Annotated in this window: 20 protein-coding genes and 1 pseudogene; 12 read left to right on the top strand and 9 right to left on the bottom strand. The window is 66.0% G+C overall.

The features are described from left to right. Positions 1-197: 197 nt before the first annotated feature. Together QLH51_RS17980 and QLH51_RS17975 are read right to left on the bottom strand one after the other, a co-directional pair. On the bottom strand, positions 198-1,184 hold the full coding sequence (locus QLH51_RS17980; protein WP_125661981.1) for a hypothetical protein: 987 nt from the start codon (positions 1,182-1,184) through the stop codon (positions 198-200). Positions 1,185-1,211: 27 nt separating this feature from the next. Next, positions 1,212-1,886, bottom strand: a complete 675-nt coding sequence (locus tag QLH51_RS17975) for a hypothetical protein (protein ID WP_125661978.1) — start codon at positions 1,884-1,886, stop codon at positions 1,212-1,214. Between the two features lie 143 nt (positions 1,887-2,029). Here QLH51_RS17975 and QLH51_RS17970 point away from each other — a divergent pair, with 143 nt between their 5' ends. Both QLH51_RS17970 and QLH51_RS17965 read left to right on the top strand, forming a co-directional pair. Next, positions 2,030-2,170, top strand: a complete 141-nt coding sequence (locus QLH51_RS17970) for a helix-turn-helix domain-containing protein (protein WP_125662005.1) — start codon at positions 2,030-2,032, stop codon at positions 2,168-2,170. Between the two features lie 402 nt (positions 2,171-2,572). Beyond that, entirely contained in the window at positions 2,573-2,887 is a 315-nt protein-coding gene (locus QLH51_RS17965) for a hypothetical protein (RefSeq protein ID WP_164516239.1), read from the top strand. A 670-nt stretch (positions 2,888-3,557) separates the two neighbouring features. On the opposite strand, the gene QLH51_RS17960 is transcribed toward QLH51_RS17965, so the two are convergent. Then, positions 3,558-3,689: a hypothetical protein gene (locus QLH51_RS17960; RefSeq protein WP_283514654.1), complete on the bottom strand. Its 132-nt coding sequence runs from the start codon at positions 3,687-3,689 to the stop codon at positions 3,558-3,560. 85 nt (positions 3,690-3,774) lie between these two features. On the opposite strand from QLH51_RS17960, the pseudogene QLH51_RS17955 reads away from it, so the two are divergent. The 5 genes and pseudogenes from QLH51_RS17955 to QLH51_RS17935 all read left to right on the top strand — a co-directional run bounded on the left by QLH51_RS17955 (position 3,775) and on the right by QLH51_RS17935 (position 7,725). After that, positions 3,775-5,187 (top strand): annotated as a pseudogene (locus tag QLH51_RS17955) (IS30 family transposase). An 84-nt stretch (positions 5,188-5,271) separates the two neighbouring features. Next, positions 5,272-5,424, top strand: coding sequence for a hypothetical protein (locus QLH51_RS17950; RefSeq protein ID WP_164516238.1), 153 nt, complete (start codon positions 5,272-5,274; stop codon positions 5,422-5,424). Between the two features lie 680 nt (positions 5,425-6,104). After that, the gene (locus QLH51_RS17945) at positions 6,105-6,608 is read left to right on the top strand and encodes a hypothetical protein (protein WP_125661973.1); all 504 of its coding nucleotides are present in this window, start codon (positions 6,105-6,107) and stop codon (positions 6,606-6,608) included. A 42-nt stretch (positions 6,609-6,650) separates the two neighbouring features. Then, entirely contained in the window at positions 6,651-7,091 is a 441-nt protein-coding gene (locus tag QLH51_RS17940; RefSeq protein WP_125661970.1) for a hypothetical protein, read from the top strand. A gap of 76 nt (positions 7,092-7,167) precedes the next feature. Next, complete coding sequence (locus QLH51_RS17935; protein WP_125661967.1) at positions 7,168-7,725, top strand: hypothetical protein; 558 nt, start codon at positions 7,168-7,170, stop codon at positions 7,723-7,725. Positions 7,726-7,758: 33 nt separating this feature from the next. Here QLH51_RS17935 and QLH51_RS17930 read toward each other — a convergent pair whose 3' ends face one another. Then, the gene (locus QLH51_RS17930) at positions 7,759-8,676 is read right to left on the bottom strand and encodes a DUF3829 domain-containing protein (RefSeq protein ID WP_164516237.1); all 918 of its coding nucleotides are present in this window, start codon (positions 8,674-8,676) and stop codon (positions 7,759-7,761) included. 234 nt (positions 8,677-8,910) lie between these two features. Here QLH51_RS17930 and QLH51_RS17925 point away from each other — a divergent pair, with 234 nt between their 5' ends. Then, positions 8,911-9,342 (top strand): hypothetical protein, encoded by a 432-nt coding sequence (locus QLH51_RS17925; protein WP_125661962.1) that lies wholly within the window; start codon positions 8,911-8,913, stop codon positions 9,340-9,342. Positions 9,343-9,475: 133 nt separating this feature from the next. Here QLH51_RS17925 and QLH51_RS17920 read toward each other — a convergent pair whose 3' ends face one another. The 4 genes from QLH51_RS17920 to QLH51_RS17905 form a co-directional block, all read right to left on the bottom strand. Next, the gene (locus QLH51_RS17920) at positions 9,476-10,486 is read right to left on the bottom strand and encodes a glycosyltransferase (RefSeq protein WP_125661959.1); all 1,011 of its coding nucleotides are present in this window, start codon (positions 10,484-10,486) and stop codon (positions 9,476-9,478) included. Then, the gene (locus QLH51_RS17915) at positions 10,483-11,613 is read right to left on the bottom strand and encodes a radical SAM protein (RefSeq protein WP_125661956.1); all 1,131 of its coding nucleotides are present in this window, start codon (positions 11,611-11,613) and stop codon (positions 10,483-10,485) included. The genes QLH51_RS17920 and QLH51_RS17915 overlap by 4 nt, the downstream gene beginning before the upstream one ends. 119 nt (positions 11,614-11,732) lie before the next feature. Next, positions 11,733-12,740: an acyltransferase family protein gene (locus QLH51_RS17910; RefSeq protein ID WP_164516236.1), complete on the bottom strand. Its 1,008-nt coding sequence runs from the start codon at positions 12,738-12,740 to the stop codon at positions 11,733-11,735. Positions 12,741-12,973: 233 nt separating this feature from the next. Further along, complete coding sequence (locus tag QLH51_RS17905) at positions 12,974-13,870, bottom strand: DMT family transporter (RefSeq protein ID WP_125661950.1); 897 nt, start codon at positions 13,868-13,870, stop codon at positions 12,974-12,976. A gap of 94 nt (positions 13,871-13,964) precedes the next feature. On the opposite strand from QLH51_RS17905, the gene QLH51_RS17900 reads away from it, so the two are divergent. After that, a complete protein-coding gene (locus QLH51_RS17900) occupies positions 13,965-14,297 on the top strand; it encodes a hypothetical protein (protein ID WP_125661947.1) in 333 nt (110 codons plus the stop codon). Positions 14,298-14,356: 59 nt separating this feature from the next. Then, entirely contained in the window at positions 14,357-15,889 is a 1,533-nt protein-coding gene (locus tag QLH51_RS17895; RefSeq protein ID WP_125661944.1) for an aminoacyl--tRNA ligase-related protein, read from the top strand. Between the two features lie 326 nt (positions 15,890-16,215). Here the strand turns inward: QLH51_RS17895 and QLH51_RS17890 are convergent, their stop codons facing one another. Further along, on the bottom strand, positions 16,216-16,674 hold the full coding sequence (locus tag QLH51_RS17890; RefSeq protein ID WP_125661941.1) for a DUF3597 domain-containing protein: 459 nt from the start codon (positions 16,672-16,674) through the stop codon (positions 16,216-16,218). Between the two features lie 111 nt (positions 16,675-16,785). On the opposite strand from QLH51_RS17890, the gene QLH51_RS17885 reads away from it, so the two are divergent. Further along, a complete protein-coding gene (locus QLH51_RS17885) occupies positions 16,786-19,026 on the top strand; it encodes a ribonuclease R family protein (RefSeq protein ID WP_125661938.1) in 2,241 nt (746 codons plus the stop codon). Positions 19,027-19,151: 125 nt separating this feature from the next. Then, positions 19,152-20,387, top strand: a 1,236-nt coding sequence (locus QLH51_RS17880; protein ID WP_125661935.1) for a methyl-accepting chemotaxis protein, incomplete at its 3' end; no start/stop codon positions are given.

The raw sequence follows: 20,387 nt of genomic DNA, 5'->3' as shown, positions 1-20,387 counted from the left end.
GGTGGAAGCCCACTGGTCCGAGGGTTCGTCCCAAGGGCCATGTTGTCGAGGGCCATTCGAGCCCATGGAAACCGGGTAGCCTTTGCCATCGAGCCGGGGGACTTTGGGGACCGTGCAGTTGGTACGCCAACTGGTCGGTGGAAAATGAAGGTAACGCATGCGTGTATCGGGCGGGCAGCAATGTCCGCCCCTTACTTTTAGCCTTGGGTTCCCGTCACCACGTCGCTGGGAAACACATTGACATGGTCCCCGCTGAAGGGGACCTGCCCCTTGGTCACGCAGTCGAATGGCTCGCTGTTGAACGGTACGTTCTTTTCGCGTTGGGCGTCATGCTGAAAGCCGTCGGGCATAAGTGGCGTACCGAGCCGGTAGCGGGACTCGAGCGCGCGCTGCAGCAACGCCGCGCCGATGGGGGCATCGGTCGGGATCTCGTGAACGCCACCATCCTGCCCGTGATTGGCCTTGGCGAAGACGATGTCACGGGCGTCGATCGCGAACTTCTTCCGGGTTCCACCCATCCGCTTATAGAAGTTGCTGAGCCGCTCGAAGGCGAAGCGTTCGATGCGAACGCCCGCCTCGATGTCGGGAACGTCCAGATGGCCATTCATGAAGCCGCGGAACCGCTCGACGAGTCGGTGCTCCGCATCGAGATGGAAGTTGCGGCCCGGCAATAGTAAGGGATCGTCTGATCGGTGGGCCTCAAGCCGCAGACGAAACGCTTCCGCGGAGTCAGCCTCGGCCTGCGCGATCGCGCGCCTGACCAGGAGATTCACAATCTCGATATCGTGTCGCCAGTGACGGCCCTTTGGCCAATCCCAGTCGGGATGGCGGAGCGGCGTCGGCAGCACCGCATGCCCGAAGACATCCCAAAGATTCTCGAACCCGGCAACATCGACATAGGCGACCGCGATCCTGCTCGGCGTCGGTATCCCTTCGTCATCCCGCTTTCCTGCCATCGCGAATGCGCAGGCGAGCCGGCCAAGCTCGACGTTCGCCTTCGAATCTCCGTAGAATCCGGCATCCTGATTGGGGAAGGCAGCCGCGACCGCACGCCAGCGCGTGTCGCGATCGTTGTTGATCGTCGCCGCTGCAGGCTCGGCGGTGACCTTGGGCAGTCCGGCGAGCACCAGAAGCGGCGTAGGACCAGGCGGCCCTCGCTTCTCGGGCCGGGATGCCTCGGCCATGCCTTGCTTCCAGTTACCCGCCATCGGTCAGGAATGCTTGAGCAGGATCTGGGCGATGTCGGCGGGGATGATCAGGCGAGGAATGATATCGGCGGGCTGGGCCGCGATCAGGCGGGCGAGCGCCGTCGTTGCCTCGCCTTGCTGGAAGGTGTTGGGATCGATGCCCGTGGCTTCCGCCCAGCTGATAAAATTGCGCCAGAGGGCCTCGCGTTCGGTGACCGAGGCTGTACGCAGCGTCAGTCCCGGTCGACGATACTCGTCGCCGATGATCCGCTGGGTGGGACGAATCAACTCGGGGGTCGTGACCTTAGTGAACCGGAAGGGGCGGACGGTGTCGATCGCGACCTGTTCGCCGGCTTCAGTCCGCACGCAAAAGGCGAGCTTCACCGCAGCTGGCAGGCAGTCGAACAGGTTGGCGTCGCGTCGTTGACTGGCGGTGTCGGTCTGGATCTTCTGCTGTAGCGTCGTGGCGATCGAGGCCGGCGCCACGGCTTCGCGTCCGCTGGTCGCATCAACGACCCGGATATTGTCCTCGCCCGCCGCGCGTACCGCCGCCATCAGCGATCCGAACTCCACCTTGAGGTCGGCCAGTAGCGGCTTGTTCTTCTGCCCGAAGCTCGACAGCAGCAGCGGCGTTGCATTGGGGGCATCGTAGTGGGCTTGAACCGCCGCGATCAGCCGTTCCAGTGCGGTGTCGGCCACCCGATAGATCCTCTCAAAACCTCAGCTACAAACCCAGCCTAGGTCACCGCTTGGATAGTGTCCATGCGGGTGGCGTCCGCGCGATTGCTACCGTTCGGCATCAACCCGACTTGTGTTGCGCCATGGCGTGATCGAGATGGGATATCGCCGAGATCGCACGGCGGAAGGTCCGATCAAAGGAACTCGCCGGAGCGATCGGCATCACCGAGTCGAACCTGTCCTTGCTCAAGTCGGGTCGGGTAAGAGGTATGCGGTTCAGAACACTGGCCGCCATCTGCCATTAATTGAAGTGCGGACCTGACGATATCTCGGGCTACGAACGATCTCACGAAGATGCGCGGGGCAACCATGACTGACCGCCGGAATGCGGCGGCATTGCTCTTTTGACTGCATGAACGGGTTGAAGACGCCCGGTCTTTTCCCGATCCTCGATCCCAGTCTGAAACCGGCGGCTGTCTTGATCGGCGTCCCCGAGCGCTGTTGGCAGCGACGGGAGCGGGCGCGTCGTTATGGTTTTGACGCATTCGCCATCTGCGGCGGGATCATCAGCGTGCGTGCGAAGAAGCGGATCACATCGTCCCGGTAATAGGCACCGGCGCTACCTTCCGGATCATGCCCTGGCTGAGGTTGAGCGAGGTCTCGCGGGCTTCCTTGCCGCGATCGAGGATGGTCTTTATCTTCCTGCCATGAAAGCACGGATGACGTATCTCGACGCCGAGGGCGTCAGGTTACGTGCCGGGATACGAGTCGCATCGACGATGGCGGATGCCGAGCAGGATGCGGCGCTGCGCCACCGCGCCGCATTGGGTCAGCTGATCGAGCGGGTCGCTGCCGGAAGGGCAGGGGACGACGACATCATCCGCCTACGCGACCTGTTCGGTCCGATCGCCTTGCTGCCGACCGGCGAACGCGGCGCATGTCGGCTGGTCGAGGTCGGTAAGCTGGCAGCATCTGATCGACAGACTCTCTACCCCACCGGCATCGGTTTCTCGACTTGCTAGTGGTTACCTGTGACCGCGCTCTTCAAGTGCAACAACGAACTGATTTTTCCGCAAAGCGCACATCCATCGTAGAGCCAGAACGTCCCAGCGCATCCACAGCAAAACGGGGGTACCAAAGGGGGTATCGACACTCGATATCGGAATAAAATGCAGCTGTTTCAGTGCCATAGACATGGCTGGAAGGTCCCTGTGGGTACTGTCCCCGCAACCAAAACTAACTAGAAAAACCCCGCCATCTCAACAAGATCGCGGGGTTTTTCTTTGTCATGAGCCTAGTGATAACACGCACGCTCTGGCGCAAACCCGCAACCAATATCACTCGTAAATAACTCAATCACTTACCTGCACCAGTATTGATAAGCGCCGGCGCAGTATAGCACGGGAGACGGATAGAGGCTGAGGTTGAGACTCGGGTCGATCAGCACCTTCGGCTTAAAGACCAGCGCGCCGCCGCCGCGAGCGCTTCCATATGCCTGCCACATCGACAGGCGTCCGATCTAATCGACGTGGTCGTGCTCGCACGACGGGGTCATGAAGGTCATCTCGCGCGCGTAGTGCGCGTTGTCGAAGTAACGTGCGCGGATCGTATCGAGATGCCGTCGTGCACATTGTCGATAGCGTGCCACAGGCGCTTTCCCACCGGCGCACCCAGCGTCCTTCCGATGATCACCTAGCCGGGCTCGATCTCCGAATGGTCGTTCATGACGGCGGCGTTGCGCAGCCAGACGGACTTTACCGCCATGATGTTGAGCGCGTTTTCGGCGGTCGTGTAGTGGGCGAACTTCAGACCTTCCGCCTTCACCTGGGCGAGTCGAGCATCACTGTGGCGGTAGATTACTGGGCGGATTCAACCGGTCGTCGCAACGCTTCGAAACTGGAGGCTGACGGTGGATATCAAGAAGCGGCGTTCGGACCGGTGTACACGGTCACAGTTGCGGTTTCCGGGACGGCCGCCAGTCGCCAATCGGGAAGAGCGTGAGATGTTCTGGCGGTATGTAGCTGCCGGGATGAGCAGCGAGGCGGCAGCGGTGAAGGCAGGAGCGTCACAACCGGTTGGCAGCCGCTGGTTTCGGGAGGCGGGCGGGATGCCACCGGCCGTGTTCAGGCCATCGGCGAAGCCCTTGTCGGGCAGATACCTGTAGCTGGCAGAACGCGAGGAGATCGCGCTGTTGCTGGTCCAAGGGCATGACGTGTGTGAGATCGCCCGCCGGCTCGGCCGTGCGGCATCGACCATCTCGCGCGAGATCCGGCGCAATGCCGCAACGCGCAGTGGCAGTTTCGACTATCGTGCGACAACGGCCCAGTGGCATGCCGAGCGGGCCGCACGCCGCCCCAAGATTGCGAGGCTTGCGGCCAACGACATGCTACGACGCTGGGTGGAGGATCGGTTGAGTGGTGCCGTTGCCAGCCCCGGTAGCCCGTCTGTCATCGGTCCATCGGTATCATCATGGAAAGGGCGACGGCATGGGCCGCGTCAGAACCGGCGCTGGTCAAAAGCCTGGAGCCCGGAGCAGATTGCCGGGCGTCTGCCCATCGACTTTCCGGACGACGACAGCATGCGCATCAGCCACGAAGCCATCTACCAAGCGCTGTTCGTGCAAGGACGTGGCGCCCTGCGTCGTGAGCTCACCGCATGCCTACGCAGTGGACGGATATTACGCGTACCGCGGGCGCGGGTCGGCCAGCGTGGCAAGAGTTTCGTATCGCCCGAGATCATGATCAGCGAGCGCCCTGCCGAAGCCAACGACCGCGCCGTCCCAGGTTATTGGAAAGGCGACCTCATCCTAGGACTCGGCAGTTCGGCGATCGGCACGCTGGTAGAGCGCACCACGCGGTTCACGATGCTGCTGCATTTGCCGTGCATGGAAGGTCACGGGGATGCGCGGGGGAACGTCAGGAACAGGCAGGCGCTGGCCGGACATGGTGCCGAGGCGGTTCGGGACGCCATCGCGCGCACCGTCACCACCTTGCCGGAAGAGCTGCGCCGCTCGCTCACCTGGGATCAGGGCGCGGAGATGGTGCAGCACGCGCGACTGAAGATCGATGCCGGCGTTGAGGTCTATTTCTGCGATCCGCAAAGCCCCTGGCAGCGCGGCACCAATGAAAACACAAACGGGCTGCTGCGCCAGTACTTCCCCAAGGGCACCGACCTCAGCTCGCATAGCGCCGAGGCCCTCGCGGCTGTAGCCGCGACCCTCAATGGCAGACCCCGAAAAACGCTGGGCTGGAAAACACCGGCAGAGGCGCTTGACCAATGCCTCGCCTCAATCAACAAACAGCCCGTTGCGACGACCGGTTGAATCCGCCGGCTGCGCGGCCGGATTCTCGTCGCATCGACGGTCGCGGATGCAGAGCAGGCGGCGGGGCAGCGGTATCGTGCCGCGTTGAGCCAACTGGTCGACCGGGCGGCTGCCGGTCGGACAACGGACGATGACGCTGTCCGTTTACGCGATCTGTTTGGCCCGATCGCGCTTTTACCGACCGGCGAGCGCCGCGCATGCCGTCTGGTCTATGTCGGCAAGCCCCATGGCTCCTGATCGGCGCATCTCCCACCAAGCCCTGACCGCTCGCCGTCTCTCTGTACTGCCGACCAGCCGTACATCTTTCCTTCCTGACTTGAATCAGCGTCAGGCAATCCTTTCATCAGGCGGGCAAAACGCCCAATGGTTCGATGGCGGCTAGGATCGACAGGACTAGGGAGAAGCACGATGGGCGAGAGAGAACGGAGAAGCGAAACCGGCGGCGCTGACCGGGGCGGGAGCCGAGTAGCTATGCCGCGAGGGCAACGGAATGTGGCAAGTGCCGATCCACGAGCAATATTACGGACCGACGATCTGGATTGCCTTCTCGAGCAGTTGACGCCGGAGACATTCCCCGAGCCAATCGACTATGGCCGTCCAGTAGGATGAGAGGTGTGGTAGGCTTTCTGTGCCGAGGCAGGAGATCCGGAAGCTTCGCTATTCACAGCAAAAGCGGTGCTGATTTATTACGTTATGAATCAAAGGGATGAAGTCATATGCACGCCGAAAGCAATTGTCGGTCTCGGTTTAATCGCCTCCCCGCAACCAATATCTTGGAACTACACACGCCGCCCTTCGGGGCGGCGTTGTCGTTTGTGGCCCAGCCCGCCAGATCGAACACCTTCGCCACCATCTCGGCCTCCGGGTCATTGGATTATTGCCAGAGAGGTGGGGGATGGTAGTTTGGTGGAATGGCCATGCGTCGGGTAACTATTGCCATCTGGGTGCTGACGATCGTTGCGTATCTGGCGCGGCCTTGGTCGTGCCTGGCAGCGTTGCTGCTGGAGGAGCGGCCACCGGAGAATCCGTATCATAGCGTCGATCCGCATGGCTTCGGTGTGCTCGGTGCCATCGTCATCGCGCTGGCGATGATGGGTCCGGTGTTGTGGCTCCTGCTCCAGCGCCGCCCGGCCGATGTCGTATCCGTCGCGCCGGTTGGGCGGATCGCTGCCGTGATGGCGGCGCTGGCGACGCCGATGCTGCTGCAGATCACCTATCTGCGCCTGCCGCTGCAATGGTGCTGGCCGGTCGTCGCCGCGTCGATCGTCTGGGCGCTGGTCGTACTGGCGTCGTGCCTGCGTACCGCGCCGGGATCATGGTCGGCGCTCGCGGCATTCGACCGGCATCCCCGGATTGCGTGGACGCTGGTCGCGACGATCGGACTGTCCAAGGCCGGAATCATCGTCGCCGCGATCGCCTGACCGATGATCGCCACCCCCTTCACAGTCCGGAGCCGACGCCCGATGACAAGAACCGCTTTCGCGATCGGTTGCGTCCTTGCCCTTGTCGGTTGCGGCGGCCGCGACGCAGCGTCACCCGTGCCGCAGCTCGACGCGTTTGCGAGCGACGACGAACTGCGCGCCTTCGTGGCAGGACGCCTGGCATACCGGCGGCAGCATCCCCGGCCGGGCGCGGACTATGCAAGTCTGCCCGCAGATACGCCGATGCCGCCGCCAGTGGTCGCGGCACCGGCACCTGCCGAGGCAGCGGAACGTGCCGAACCGAGCATCACCAACACGCGGAAGGCGTCGTGCGTCGACTGGTACGGGAACGCCCGGCCGATCTTCCTCCGCGGTCGCATCTTCGCGTTGATGGGCTATGAACTGGTGGAGGGCCGGTTGCAGGCCGGTCGCATCGCCGAAGTCGCCCGGACCGATTTCGCACCGCCGGCCGGGGTGCGGTAACCCCGTCCTTCATGGTATCGACCCGTCCGTATCTGCCATCCTGAGAAAGCGGTGCGAGCCGTGGAGAATGCACGCGATGAAACGGCCCATCATCTTCGTAGCGATCGTCACGCTGGTTTCGGCATTTTGCGCGTTCGTTCTGGCCATGCTGACGGCGGGTGCGATCAACCCGCCCAACCCGGTGCCGATCGGAATGGCGCTGGGGTTCGCGGTGGGCCTTATCTATCTCCTGCTCGCCAACAATCGAAACGTCGCGGTAGCCGCGCCCGATGTTCGACAGGCTGCACTGGACGCGCCGCCACCGACCGACGGTACCGCGCGCCTGATCGTCGTGCGGCAAAGCCGGATGGGTATGATGGTCGGCGTCGACATATCGATCGATGGCACCACCATAACGCAGCTGAAGAGTCCGCGGTTTGCGATCCTGTCGATCGCGCCGGGGCGTCGCGAAGTGGTGGCGGCGGCGCAGGGGAAGCCTTCGAAACCGCAAACCGTCGAAGTGGCGGCGGGTGAAATCGTCGTGCTGCGCGTTGCGACGGGGTTCGCTGGCGTGAAGATCACCCCCGAAGCCGACGGGCCGCAGTTACGCAGCGCGCTCGCGCGCGTGCCGATGGTAGCGCCAACGCGGACCTGAGCGCGGCCCGGCCCGCAGGGATGTAGATGTCGTTCAATCGGGGAAACGATATGCGTTCGACTGGCCGACCGCCAAATTATAGTGCGTCAGCACACGATCGCGGGCGGTTCGATCGCCGTTCCTGTAGTCGGAGAACAGTCCCTGCATCTCGGTGAGCCGTTCGATGACATTGCGGTAGCTATGTTCGTTGCCGGCGATCTTCTGAATTTTGCTTTCGTTGGCACGCATCTGGTCGAGTGCGGTACCGACCACCTGCGACTGCCGGGCAGCGGCGTCCATGTCGCCCTTCGTATAGGCGGCGATCATCGTTTCCGCGGCGGCCATCGCACGGAGGAGGCTGGCTTCGGCCACGTGACCCGCAGCGTTCAGGTCGGCGATACGCTGCGTATTCCGGCTGCGTTGATACACCGACAGCGCGTCGCCGAGCCGGGTGAAAGCCGACAGGGCGTTCGCATGGGCCGATTTCAGTGGACCGTCGGCTGCCTTGCCCCTGGCCAGATTGTCGTCCCGATACGCTCGCGCGGAATAATATGGCGCCAGTTCGCGTTCGATCCGGACGATCTCTTCCAACGGAGGGATGAGCGCGTCGACGGCCTTGTCGAGCGGGGCGGTCCGCTCGGTACCTGGTTCGGCACGCGCCTTCTTCAGATCCTCGACGATCCGGACGAGGGAATCCGTCGTGAAGGTCATGTCGAGCGTGTTGGCGGGGGTGGCGGTCGGGATCCGGTAGCTGGCATAGGCCTCTAACTTCTGCGCAAGGAAATCGTTCTGGGCCAGCGCGTTGAACGCCGATACATAACCCGACTGCTTGACGTCGTCCTGCTGCGCCCGATCGGCCTTCGCGGTCGCTCCTCCCGTTGCGGCCTGTCCATTTCCCGACGCACCGTCCGGCGAATTGCACCCGGACAATGCGGTGGTCGACAGCGCGACCGTCAGCGCAACGGCGATCATTCTCTGCATCCGACCGAGCCTCCGTTTCCCGAAACGTCGCGTTCCACGATTCGCACCGCTCAACGACGCGGTTTCTGTCGTGTTCCCTGCCGCAGCGCCGGCGATACCGCTTCGCCGACCCCGTAATCGCAAGGTTCCAGCCCGATCGAAACGCTTCCGGAACCAGTTGGGCGGCGGCGTGGTTTATGGCCGGGCCAGACAAGCGTGGCTGGCGTGCAACGGAGCATCGTTCCCATGAAATCGAGACTTTGCATGATCGCGGTCGCCGCGTCGCTGATCGGATCCACCGCCGGTGCGCAGAGCCTGAAGCTGAAGCAGCTGTTCGCGGCCGACCGGACCAAGGTCGCCGAGGAAGCGAAGGAAGCGTCCGACGCCTGTGGGACGCCGATCAGTTTCCAGATGAACTATGCTACTTATTCGGGTGCGCTGGACGATGTGAACAACCAGTCGCCATGGGCCTATGCGGCCAACGTGTCCGACGCGCTCAAGCGCGTGTGCAGCAGCGACGATGGCAAGGCCGCGGTGCGCGAAAAGATCCGGACCGTCACGGTTTCCCATGGGGATCAGGAGAGCATGTCGCTGTCCAACGGGACGTTCGCCTATGCCGTTCCATATAGCGGCCACAGTCCGGCGAGCATCGTCCGCTGGCTGGAAAATAACCTCTGATCCGGACCTGGCGGGCGGGCTGTCTGCCCGCCGGGGACGTTGCCGCAGTCGGTAGGCGACGATTTCGGCAAGTCGCCATGCGAACGGATGACGTCGGGACATCGCAACGACACCCGTGCTGCGCGTTCATCGGTCACGTCTTTGCAACCACGTCGTAAAGCGTTCGGTATGCCCGGGCCTGAGCATCCGAACGATAGCTGCCGATGCGCGTCTGCGCGGCGCGGCCGAGCGCGCGTTGCAGGTCGGTCGAGTCCATCAACCGTTCGATCGAGTCCGCAAGGCGTGACGGGTTGCGGCGGGGAACCAGCAGGCCGGCCGCGCCGACGAGTGCGGGTACGCCGCCGACGGCGGATGCGATAACCGGCAGGCCGCTGGCCATGGCCTCGATCAGCGCGACCGGCGTGCCTTCATGGTCGGACGGCAGCACGAACGCATCCAGCCGGCGCAGATAGCCCGGAATATCGGCGACCGCGCCGAGCATCGTCACATCGAGTCCCGTGCTGCGCGCCCGGATGCGGGCAGCGGCGGGACCTTCGCCGGCGATCAGCAACCGGCAATGACGATCGCGTCGCTGGAGCAGGTGCAGGGCCGCCAGCAGATCGCAATGCCGTTTGACCGGATGCAGCCGCGCGGCGATCCCCAGCGTGAACGGCCGTTCCGTCGCCCGCTGCGTACCACAGAAGCGGGCGAGGTCGATTCCCGGCGGGATCACCTCGATCGGTCGCCGGATCCAGCGGAAGCGTCGCGCAAGGTCGTCCGAAACGGCGGTGATCGCGCAACTGCGCCGCAGCCCCGACGCGATGGCAGGCAACCAGCGCCAGCCCTTGCCCAGCGCGACATGCAGCGTCGTCACCACCGGCACGTCGAGTTCGGGTAGCAGCGCAGCGGAGACATGACCCTGCGCATGGACCACATCGATCCGCCGTGCGTCGATGGTCGACCGCATCTGTTTGGCGAAATCCCGGTCCGAGCGGTCCAGCGCGACGATGGGTGCGTGCGGATCCAGCGCCACGCCGTCGGCACGATCGAACGTGATGACGAGCGGCGCGATACCATGTTCCGCCGAACTGCGACAAAGGTCGGCGACGATCCGCTCCCGCCCGCCCACCGCCATGCTCGGCAGCAGGTGCGCGACGCGGATCACGTCCCGGCGAGCCGTTCCATCGCGTCGCGGCGATACTTCCGGAACGACGGTGCGTGCTTCTCGACGCGAGACCCCGCCTCGCAATGACAATTCGGGCAGTTGAGCTGAAACGCGTCGCGCGCCGCCTGATGATGTTGCGGGGTGTAGAGGATGTCGGCCAGCCGCTGCTCATGCAGGTTGCCGAGCGGGAATGTCACATAGCATAGCATTACCGACCCGTCGGCCCCGACCCATAGCAGCTTGCGCGCATCGCAGGGAATCCGCATCCCCTGTTGCTCCATCGCCCAATCGGCGAAGGCGGCCAGCGCCGGCGCGGATTCCGTCAGCAGGTCGGGCTCCGCCGCCTTGAGCTTCAGCAGGTGATTGATGACGCGGTCGATGGCGGGCCTGTCCTCCGGACGGAATTGCAGCTCGCGTTCGGGGCCTTCCTGAAAATAGGGCAGCGAATAATGGACGACGTCGACGTGAACCTTCGCATCGAACCGGCGGGCGAAGGCGATCATCTCGTCGACGGCCGCGATGTTCGCGGAACGCCGGCTGAGCAGGAAATTGATCTGGATGTCGAGTTCGTCCGGACCGAACAGCGCACGCGTATTCTCCAGGCTTTCGACCAGTCGCGCGTAGCGGCCCGGCCGCTGGACATATTCGTCGAACGCCCCGTCCTGACCGTAATAGCCGATCGTGACCTTTCGCAGGCCCGCCGCGTGGAGTGCTGCGATCTTGCGGTCGAGGATCAGTGCGTTGGTCGTCATGTAGCAGCCGACCCCGAGCCTGTTCGCGGCCTCCACCATCCGGACGACGTCGGGATGCAGCAGCGGTTCGCCCCCGTACAGGCGAACCGCCGGCACATTCGCCGCCGCCGCGTCCTCGAGCAGCTGTTCGACGATCTCGAACGGCAGTTGCGCTCCGGGCATGAAGTCGCGCCCGTATTTGCACCCCTGGCAGCGGAGATTGCAGTGGGCGGTGATCGCGATCGTGATCTTTTCGGTTCGCGCCCTGATCGTCTGCGGCCATCGCGACGCGATCGTCGAACGCGTGCGCTCGGTCACGCGGTATCCCGCCTTCAACGTCGGCGCGATCGCCGGAACGGTCCTGGCCAGCGAGCGGGCGAGTTTTTCGATTGGCATGATCGCGATCCCCTGTTCCGACTGGCCGGATATTCCGGGATGGCCGGGGAAATGTCCATGACCGGGAACGGCGTGTCGGTCGGGGATCGTTTCGTTTCTGGATTCGGTATGATCCGGCCTCAGGCCAAGGCAAGGCGGAGTGCCGGAACGAGTGCCGGGCGGCGCCAGCGGTCGGCGGCGCCCGCGACGATGGCGGCCAGCGCGAGGGTGCCGCCGAGTGTCGCGAGCGCCGCGCCCTCCGCACCCGTGCCCATCGCCTGCAGCCGGGCGATGATCGCGTAGCCGATCACCGCGTGCAGCAAGTAGAACGGGTAGGAAACCGCCCCCAGCCACAGCAGCGCCGGATGCGCCAGCCACGCGGCACGGTGGTACACGACGAACGCGAACAGCGCGGCGAGGCCCATGACCAGCAGCGTCGCGTGCCCGTCGCCGGTCAGCGCGGTGACGGCGATCACCACCGCGACCAGCGCGAGCGCTTCGCCGTCCAGCGCCCGGCCTGACCATTGCCGGGCGGCGATCAGCCCGATCGCGAAATAGGGCGCATGTTCGATCAGCAGCAGTTGCTGGACCCATGCCGGCACCGGCAGCAGCCAGCATGACAGGCGCAGCGCCATCCATCCCGCCACCAGCCGGTCGATGCGCTGCGTCAGCCCCGCGCGCCACGCGAGCGCGATCAGGGAATAGAACAGGATTTCGACGTTCAGCGTCCAGTAGACGCCGTCGACCATCGCGACGCCGGTCCATGGCTGAAGCAGCGGCAGGTTCGCCAGCCAGCTCCGCGGGTCGACCTGCAACCGCGCCGGCCCCAGCGCCCATGCGATGCCGCCGGTCAGCGCCATCGCCACCCAATATTCGGGCAGCAAGCGCCGCGCCCGCGCCCATGCGAAATCGCGAAGGCCGGGCGTCCGCTCGAGCGTGACGAGGATCGCGAAGGCGGAGATCGCGAAGAACAGCTTCACCCCGTCGCATCCCCATGGCAGCTGCAACGCCGGCAAGGCGGTGCCGGGCAGGATGAACGGGACGAAACAGGTGTAGTGATAGAGTGCCACCGCCAGCGCGGCGAGCCCGCGCAACCCGTCGAGTTCGCGCAGCCGGGGCGGGGTCGGGGGGATCGGCGGGTGCGGCACCCCCATGATGTGCGGCGCGCGGGGTCAAGGCCGCGTTAACGGGCCCTGGAGCGGTTTCCGACCAGGTTGAACCGCCGTCATCGCCCTTCGGGCGCCTGCTTTGCAGCGGGGCGCTTTCGATCCGGGGCCGCGTTGCTCGTCGGTCACGATGCTGCAGCATCGCTCCCTCCTCGCGCCTTGCCCCGCACCGAAATCACCGCCGTGCCGGCGATCCAGCCTGATCGGAAACCGCTCTAATCCTCCTCGACCATCGACCGCACCTTCTGCCGGCCGAGGCGGTGCTCGCGCCATACGATGAACAGGCCGCTGGCGATGATGATCGGCGCGCCCACCCACGTCATCGGCGTCGGCAGCACGCCGAACAGGAGGAAGCCGTAGATGGTCGCCCACAGCAGCCCGGAATAGTCCATCGGCACGACGGCCGCGACCGGTGCGGCGCGCGACGCGGCGGTCAGCGCGATCTGTCCCATGCCGCCGACCACGCCGATCGCGACGAGGTTCGCCCAGGTCAGCCAGTCGTGCGAGCGGATGTCGAAGGCATAGGCGGTGGCGATGAACGGCAGCGTTAGCGTCGAGAACCAGAACACCGTCGTCCCCGCCGGTTCGTCGCGCAACTGGCGCAGCGCGATGGCGACCAGCGCGACGAACAGCGCGGCCATCAACCCGACGAACGCGCCGAATAGGGGCACGTGGCTGCTGCCCGGCTGCGCGACGACCAGCACGCCGACGAAGCCGAGCAGTACCGCGCTCCAGCGTTGCCATCCGGTCGGTTCGCGCAGCACCAGCGCGCCGAGCAGCGTGGCGAAGATCGGCACGGTGAACTGGAACGTCGTCGCCTCCGCCAGCGGCAGCAACAGCACCGCACCGAAGGTGAACACCATGCCGACCAGCCCGATCATCGACCGGGTAAGATGCCCCTTGATCCGGGTGGTGCGCAGCGAACGCAGGCCGGGTCCGGCTGCGACGAAGGCGAGCACGATCGGCAGCGCGCATGCCTGGCGATAGAACATCGTCTCCGGCAGCGAGGCGCCACGCGTCTCCGCCAGCTTCACCAGCGCGGACATGGTGGACAGGAAGAAGATCGCGAGCAGGCGGAGCGCCAACCCCCGAAGGATACGGTCGCCGGGCATGTGCGGGCTCCTATAGACTGCGTGCCCGCGAAGCCACCCCGGCTTCGCATAGTGCGAACGCGATGTCGCAGCGCGCGTCAGGAAATCGCTAACCATGACCGTGCCGGGGGCGCCGCTGGCTGTACGCAAGACGGCAGGACCGCGATCGAGCATCCCGCCTTTCCCGCGCTCCACGTCGCCGCCGCGTCAGCGGTTCGACAAGAAAGCGATGTCAGAACAACGGGATGAAGGGCGGTTTGCGGAAGGCAGGATGAAGTACGACAAGGACATGCACCACCCGCGCCGTTTCGACGTCGTGACACTCGATGCTGGCGGCAACGTTGCGGATGGCAGCGTCCCCCGCTGGCGTCCCCGCCGAACGTTGCTGTGCTGGGGGTTGCTGGGCGCGATACCGTGGATCGTGATCGCGATCCTGCTGTATCGCTAGCTGGTTCGGGGACTCATCGCCGCTTGGCGAACCGCCCCGTTTGCCGCTATCGCGCGCCCATGAAGCACGCTCTCAACGTCACGCGCGGACAGGATTTCGCCGCCTGGTATCAAGCCGTCATCGCCGAGGCCGATCTGGCCGAGGAATCCGGGGTGCGCGGGTGCATGGTCATCCGGCCATGGGGCTATGGCATCTGGGAGCGGATCCAGCGGCTGCTCGACGACCGGATCAAGGCGACGGGGCACGAGAATTGCTATTTCCCGCTGTTCATCCCGCTCTCCTATTTCGAGAAGGAGGCCGAGCATGTCGACGGCTTCGCCAAGGAGATGGCGGTCGTCACGCATCACCGGTTGATCGCGGACGGCAAGGGCGGGCTGACGCCCGACCCCGAGGCGAAGCTGGAGGAGCCGCTGGTCGTGCGGCCGACCAGCGAGACGGTGATCGGCACCGCCTTTTCGCGCTGGGTCCAGTCGTGGCGCGACCTGCCGGTGCTCATCAACCAGTGGGCGAACGTCGTCCGCTGGGAAATGCGCACCCGCATGTTCCTGCGCACCGCCGAGTTCCTGTGGCAGGAGGGGCATACCGCCCATGCCACGGCGCAGGAGGCGCGCGACGAGACGCTGAAAATGCTCGAAGTCTATCGCGAGTTCGCCGAAACCTGTCTCGGCCTGCACGTGATCGCGGGCGAGAAGCCCGAGAACGAGCGCTTCCCCGGCGCGGTCGCGACCTACAGCATCGAAGCGATGATGCAGGACGGCAAGGCGTTGCAGGCGGGCACATCGCACTTCCTCGGCACCAATTTCGCGCATGCGCAGAACATCCGGTTTCAGAATGCCGAAGGGCAGTTCGAACATGCCAACACGACCAGCTGGGGCGTATCGACCCGCATGATCGGCGGCGTCATCATGGTCCATGGCGACGATGACGGGCTGCGCGTGCCGCCGGCGATCGCGCCGTGGCAGGTGGTGATCGTGCCGATGCTGCGCGACGCGCCCGAGGACGAGCCGCTGATCGCCTATTGCCGCGAGTTGCAGGCGTCGCTGGCGAAGCAGACGGCGCTGGGCGAACCGGTCCGCGCGCTGCTCGACCTGAAGCCCGCCAAGGCGGCGACCAAGCGCTGGGGCTGGGTCAAGAAGGGTGCGCCGGTGATCGTGGAGGTCGGCGGGCGTGACATGGCGGGCGGCAACGTGTCGGTCGTGCGCCGCGACCGGCTGTACCGGGAAGACGGCAAGCTCGACAGCGCGGTGGTGGCGAAGGACGCGTTCGTCAGCGCGGTTGCCGAGACGCTGGCCGATATCCAGGCGACGTTGCTGTCGCAGTCGACCGAGAAGCTGCGCGCGCAGATCGTGCCGGTTGACGACTGGGCCGGCGTCGAGGCGCATTTCGCGGCGGGCGTGAAGAACCCCGGCTGGATCGATGTGCGCTGGTCAAAGCCGACCGGCGATGCGCTGGAAGCGGTGGTGCAGCGGTTGAAGGGGTTGAAGCTGACCATCCGCAACGCGCCGCTGGGGCAGACGGGGTGCGACGATGGCCCGTGCGTATTCACCGGCGAACCGGCGGTGGAACGGGTGCTGATCGGGCGGGCGTACTGACGCCGGTTTGCGGTGGCGGTCGCCCCGGGGTTCGACCCGGAGTCCCGCTTTCGTTTCCGCGGGTGAGGAGAAGCGGGACCCCGGGTCAAGTCGAGACCTCTGCGAAAATCTCGAACAGAGCCAACTATTCGCCAAGGTACGGGTTGAGGGCTTTCGCAGAGGTCTCGGGCAGGCCGGCGTGACGAAGGGTAAGCGGTTCGGGCTGGTAATGGGGGCGTGACCGGTATCCCCGCGCAGGCGGCGATGCGGAGCAATCAATGTCGTCGCCCTATACCCTGGACCCCCGCCTGCGCGGGGGTACGGTTCGGGTGGTGCTGCGAGCCCGCTCAATCCTTCAGATTGCCCGGAACCTGTCCACCGGCCTTGCCGAGTTCCTGCAACACCGTCTTGTGCAGCCAGATGTTCATCTCCGCGCTGCCGTCCCTGGCGCCGGTATAGCCCAGTTCGGTCGCCAGTTCCTTGCGGTTGTCGAGGCTGGAATCGAGGTCGAGCAGCTTCATCAGATCGACAATCGACGTGCGCCAGTTGAGCGGCGGGTTGCCCTTCTGCCCGGCGATGCGTTCGATCGCGGTCATCGGGTCGACCGGCTGCGGCGCTGCGGGGGGTGCGGGCGCGGGTGTCGGAGCGGCGGGGGCGGCCGATGCGGGCGCAGGCTGCCGGGACGGCGCGGGCGCCGGCGCGAGCTGGGAGGCCGGGGCGTCCTTCTTCTGCCCGAAATAATTGTCGCCGAACGGTCCGCCGTCCTTGCCGAAAATCTGTGTCTTGATGCGGTCGAAGATACCCATGGTCGTTTCCCGTAGAAAAGAGTGCGCCCGGGCCAACGGTCGGCGCGGCACTTCGGCTCCTCCGACGATACGCCATTGGTCTGACGCGCGGGGCGTCCTATGTCGTGGACGATGGTACGCACCAAAACGCCGCCCGGCCTGCCCACCCGCGAGCAGATCCTAGAGTTCATCCAGTCGTCGGAAACCCCGGCGGGCAAGCGCGAGATCGCGCGCGCCTTTGCCCTGTCGGCACAGCAGAAGATCACGCTGAAGGCATTGTTGAAGGACATGGCCGACGAAGGGCTGATCGACAGCGCGCCCGGTCGCGCGTTCCACAAGATGGGCGGGCTGCCGAAGGTGACGGTGCTGCGCGTCGCCGAGGTCGATGACGGCGGCAACGTCTGGGCGGTGCCCGAACGCTGGGAGGCGGAAACGCCCGCGCCCAAGGTCCGGGTGCGCGAACGCGGACGGCGCAGCGCGCTGGGCATCGGCGACCGCATCCTCGCGCGGACCGAGGAGGCGGGCGCCGGCTGGGCGGCGTATCCGATGAAGAAGCTCGACCGCGCGGCCGACGCGGTGCTGGGCGTGCTGCGCGCCGAGGGCGACCGGCTGTGGTTGCAGGGTGTCGACAAGAAGGAACGGCGCGAGGTGCCCGTGTCCGATGCGGGGGATGCCGCGCCGGGCGACCTCGTGCTGGCCGCGCTGGGCGGACGCCCGCCTCGGATCACCGCACGGGTGGTCGAACGGCTGGGCGATCCGTTCGAGGCGCGCAGCTTCTCGCTGATCGCGATCCACAAGCACGGGATTCCCGATGTGTTCGCGGAGGACGTGCTGGCGGAGGCGCGCAAGGTGGCCGGCTATCCTCTGGGCAACGATCGCGAGGATCTGCGCCACCTGCCGATCGTCGCGATCGACCCGATCGACGCGCGCGACCATGACGATGCCGTGTGGGCGAGTGCCGACGACGATCCCGCCAACCCCGGCGGCTGGCGCGCGATCGTGGCGATCGCCGACGTGTCCTTCTATGTCCGCCCCGGCTGCGACCTCGACAAGTCGGCGCGGTCGCGCGGCAACAGCGTCTATTTCCCCGACCGGGTCGTGCCGATGCTGCCCGAGATATTGTCGGCGGACGTGTGTTCGCTGAAAGCCGGGCAGGACCGCGCGGCGCTGGCCTGTCACCTGACCATCGCGAAGGACGGCAAGCTCACGGCATGGCGTTTCACCCGCGCGGTCATCCGCGTCGCCGCCAATATCGCCTACGAACATGCGCAGGCGGCGATCGATGGCGTGGCGGATGCGCCGGTGCCGCGCGATCTGATCGACGGTGCGCTCGGACCGCTATGGGCGTGCTGGGGCGCGCTGGCGAAGGCCCGCGCCGCGCGCGAGCCGCTCGACCTCGACCTGCCCGAACGGCGGATCGTGCTGGACGACAAGGGGCGCATCCTGTCGGTCGCGCCGCGCGAACGGCTGGATTCGATGCGGCTGATCGAGGATTTCATGATCGCCGCCAACGTCGCGGCGGCCAGGGCGCTGGAGGCGAAGAAGGCGCCGGTGATGTACCGCGTCCACGAACCGCCGACGCGCGAGAAGCTGGTGGCGCTCAAGGACTATCTCGAGACGTTCGACGTTCCCTTCGCGCTGGGGCAGGTGATCCGCCCGGCGACGTTCAACCATGTCCTTGCCCGGATCGGCGATGCCGATTTCAGGCCGCAGGTGATGGAGCAGGTGCTGCGCACCCAGACCCAGGCGTTCTATGGCCCGCAGAACCATGGCCATTTCGGCCTGAGCCTCGGCAGCTACGCGCACTTCACCTCGCCGATCCGCCGCTATGCCGATCTGCTGGTCCATCGCTCGCTGGTTGGCAGCTACGGACTGGGCGAGGGCGCGTTGCCTGCCGAGGATGCCGCGAACATGGAACGCGTCGGCGAGGCGATCAGCGGCCTCGAACGTCGCGCGATGGAGGCGGAGCGCGAGACTGTCGACCGCTATGTCGCCGCCTATCTGGCGGAACATGTCGGCACGGTGATGGAGGCGCGGATCACCGGCGTCGCCAGCTTCGGCTTCTTCGCGACGGTCGAGGGGGTGGGCGGTGACGGGCTGGTCCCGGCCCGCGACCTCGGCACCGAATATTTCCGCTTCGACGAAGGATCGCAGTCGCTGATCGGCGACCATAGCGGCGAAACCTTCGCCGCCGGGCAGCGGCTGCAACTGCGGCTGGCCGAAGCGAACCCGGTATCGGGCGCGCTGCGCTTCGAACTGCCCGACGGCAAGGGTTCGGCGGGCGGTGGCGACCGGCGCAAGGGGCCGCCGCCGCGCGTGCTCAAGCGGCGGGGGCGGCCGGCGAACATCCGGCATCAGGGACGCAAGCGGTAACGCGAGGGCGGGGTCGCCATCCGGATCGGCGATTTACGCGGTGAACCGAGCGGAAAACAGCGCTTGTAACGCAGGTGTCACGCCCGGTTAGCCCGCGGTTTACCGTCGCTACCTATCGCCGGGGCATGGCTTCGCAACCCTGCCTCGATCCCGCCGTGCCGGCCGATCCCCTGACCATCGGCCAGGACGCGACGCTGCGCGAGGTCGTCGACCGGTTCCGCCAGCATCACGACCTGCGGCTGCTGGCGGTGCTCGATCGGCAGCAATGGCCGGTGGGGGTGTTGCGCGAGGTCGATGTGCGCGACCTGCTGTTCAATCCGTTCGGCCATGCGCTGCTGCGCAATCCCGGTTTCGGCGACGGCGTGGGGCAACTGGTCCGCCCGGTCACGGTCGCCGATCACGACACGCCGCTGCCCGCGTTGCTGGCGATGCACGGCGACAATGGCGTGGCGCTGGTGCGGCGGGGGGTGTTCGTCACGCTGCTCGATCCGGTGCAGTTGCTGCGGATGGCGACGACATGGCATAGCGACGCGACGGCGCTGGCCGAGGCGCGAGCCCAGCGCATTCATATCGCCGCCAGCGCGTTCGACGCCGGTATCCGCGCGCTGGCAGACGATATCGGCGACGCCTGCACCGCCATCGGGCAGGTCGCGGCCGACCTCGACCAGCGCGCCGCGGCGACGCGCGGCGGGGCAATGTCGGTCGCCGCGGCGGCGCACCAGACCGCGATCGGCATGGTCGATATCGAGCAGCGCGGGCGGGCGCTCGCCGCCTCGTTCGAACGGATCACGCGCGATACCGATCAGGCCGACCGGCTGCGCCACGATGCGGACGGGGTGGTCGATCGCAATCGCGGCCATGTCCAGTCGCTGTCCGACGTCACGACCACCGTGGAGGCGATGCTCGAGCTGATCCGGGGGTTGGCGCGGCAGACCAATCTGCTCGCGCTGAACGCCGGGATCGAGGCGGCCCGCGCCGGGGAGGCGGGGCGGGGCTTTGCCGTCGTCGCGGGCGAGGTGAAGTCGCTGGCGCGGCAGACCGACATCGCGGCGGGGGATATCGCCCGCCGGGTCGATACCGCGCGCGCGTTGCTGGGCGACGTCGCCGACGGGCAGCACGCGGTCCAGTCGGCCATCGCCGCGATCGGTGCGATCACGACGACGATCGCCACCGCCGTCGCCGCCGAACGCGATACGACGCAGGCGATCGCTGTCCGCGTCGAGGAAGCGCGTGATGCAGGGGACGATATCGACGCACGGGCAAGCGCGATCGCGACGGCGTCGGACGGGATCGGCGCGCAGGCGGGGATGTTGACCGGGCTGGTCGAGGGGCTGTCGGGGCTCAGCCGGCAGTTGCAGGGG

It is taken from the genome of Sphingomonas sp. 2R-10, assembly GCF_030062225.1.
Lineage (GTDB): Bacteria > Pseudomonadota > Alphaproteobacteria > Sphingomonadales > Sphingomonadaceae > Sphingomonas.
Note: the sequence above shows the minus strand (reverse complement) of the source record. Positions and strands in the feature narration are given on the sequence as shown.

Coding starts and splice junctions, on each gene's coding strand:
- QLH51_RS17925 (WP_125661962.1), top strand. CDS start 8,911: ATGAAATCGAGACTTTGCATGATCGCGGTCGCCGCGTCGCTGATCGGA.
- QLH51_RS17965 (WP_164516239.1), top strand. CDS start 2,573: ATGAAAGCACGGATGACGTATCTCGACGCCGAGGGCGTCAGGTTACGT.
- QLH51_RS17895 (WP_125661944.1), top strand. CDS start 14,357: ATGAAGCACGCTCTCAACGTCACGCGCGGACAGGATTTCGCCGCCTGG.
- QLH51_RS17945 (WP_125661973.1), top strand. CDS start 6,105: ATGCGTCGGGTAACTATTGCCATCTGGGTGCTGACGATCGTTGCGTAT.
- QLH51_RS17905 (WP_125661950.1), bottom strand. CDS start 13,870: ATGCCCGGCGACCGTATCCTTCGGGGGTTGGCGCTCCGCCTGCTCGCG.
- QLH51_RS17915 (WP_125661956.1), bottom strand. CDS start 11,613: ATGCCAATCGAAAAACTCGCCCGCTCGCTGGCCAGGACCGTTCCGGCG.
- QLH51_RS17930 (WP_164516237.1), bottom strand. CDS start 8,676: ATGATCGCCGTTGCGCTGACGGTCGCGCTGTCGACCACCGCATTGTCC.
- QLH51_RS17890 (WP_125661941.1), bottom strand. CDS start 16,674: ATGGGTATCTTCGACCGCATCAAGACACAGATTTTCGGCAAGGACGGC.
- QLH51_RS17980 (WP_125661981.1), bottom strand. CDS start 1,184: ATGGCCGAGGCATCCCGGCCCGAGAAGCGAGGGCCGCCTGGTCCTACG.
- QLH51_RS17885 (WP_125661938.1), top strand. CDS start 16,786: ATGGTACGCACCAAAACGCCGCCCGGCCTGCCCACCCGCGAGCAGATC.
- QLH51_RS17900 (WP_125661947.1), top strand. CDS start 13,965: ATGACCGTGCCGGGGGCGCCGCTGGCTGTACGCAAGACGGCAGGACCG.
- QLH51_RS17935 (WP_125661967.1), top strand. CDS start 7,168: ATGAAACGGCCCATCATCTTCGTAGCGATCGTCACGCTGGTTTCGGCA.
- QLH51_RS17940 (WP_125661970.1), top strand. CDS start 6,651: ATGACAAGAACCGCTTTCGCGATCGGTTGCGTCCTTGCCCTTGTCGGT.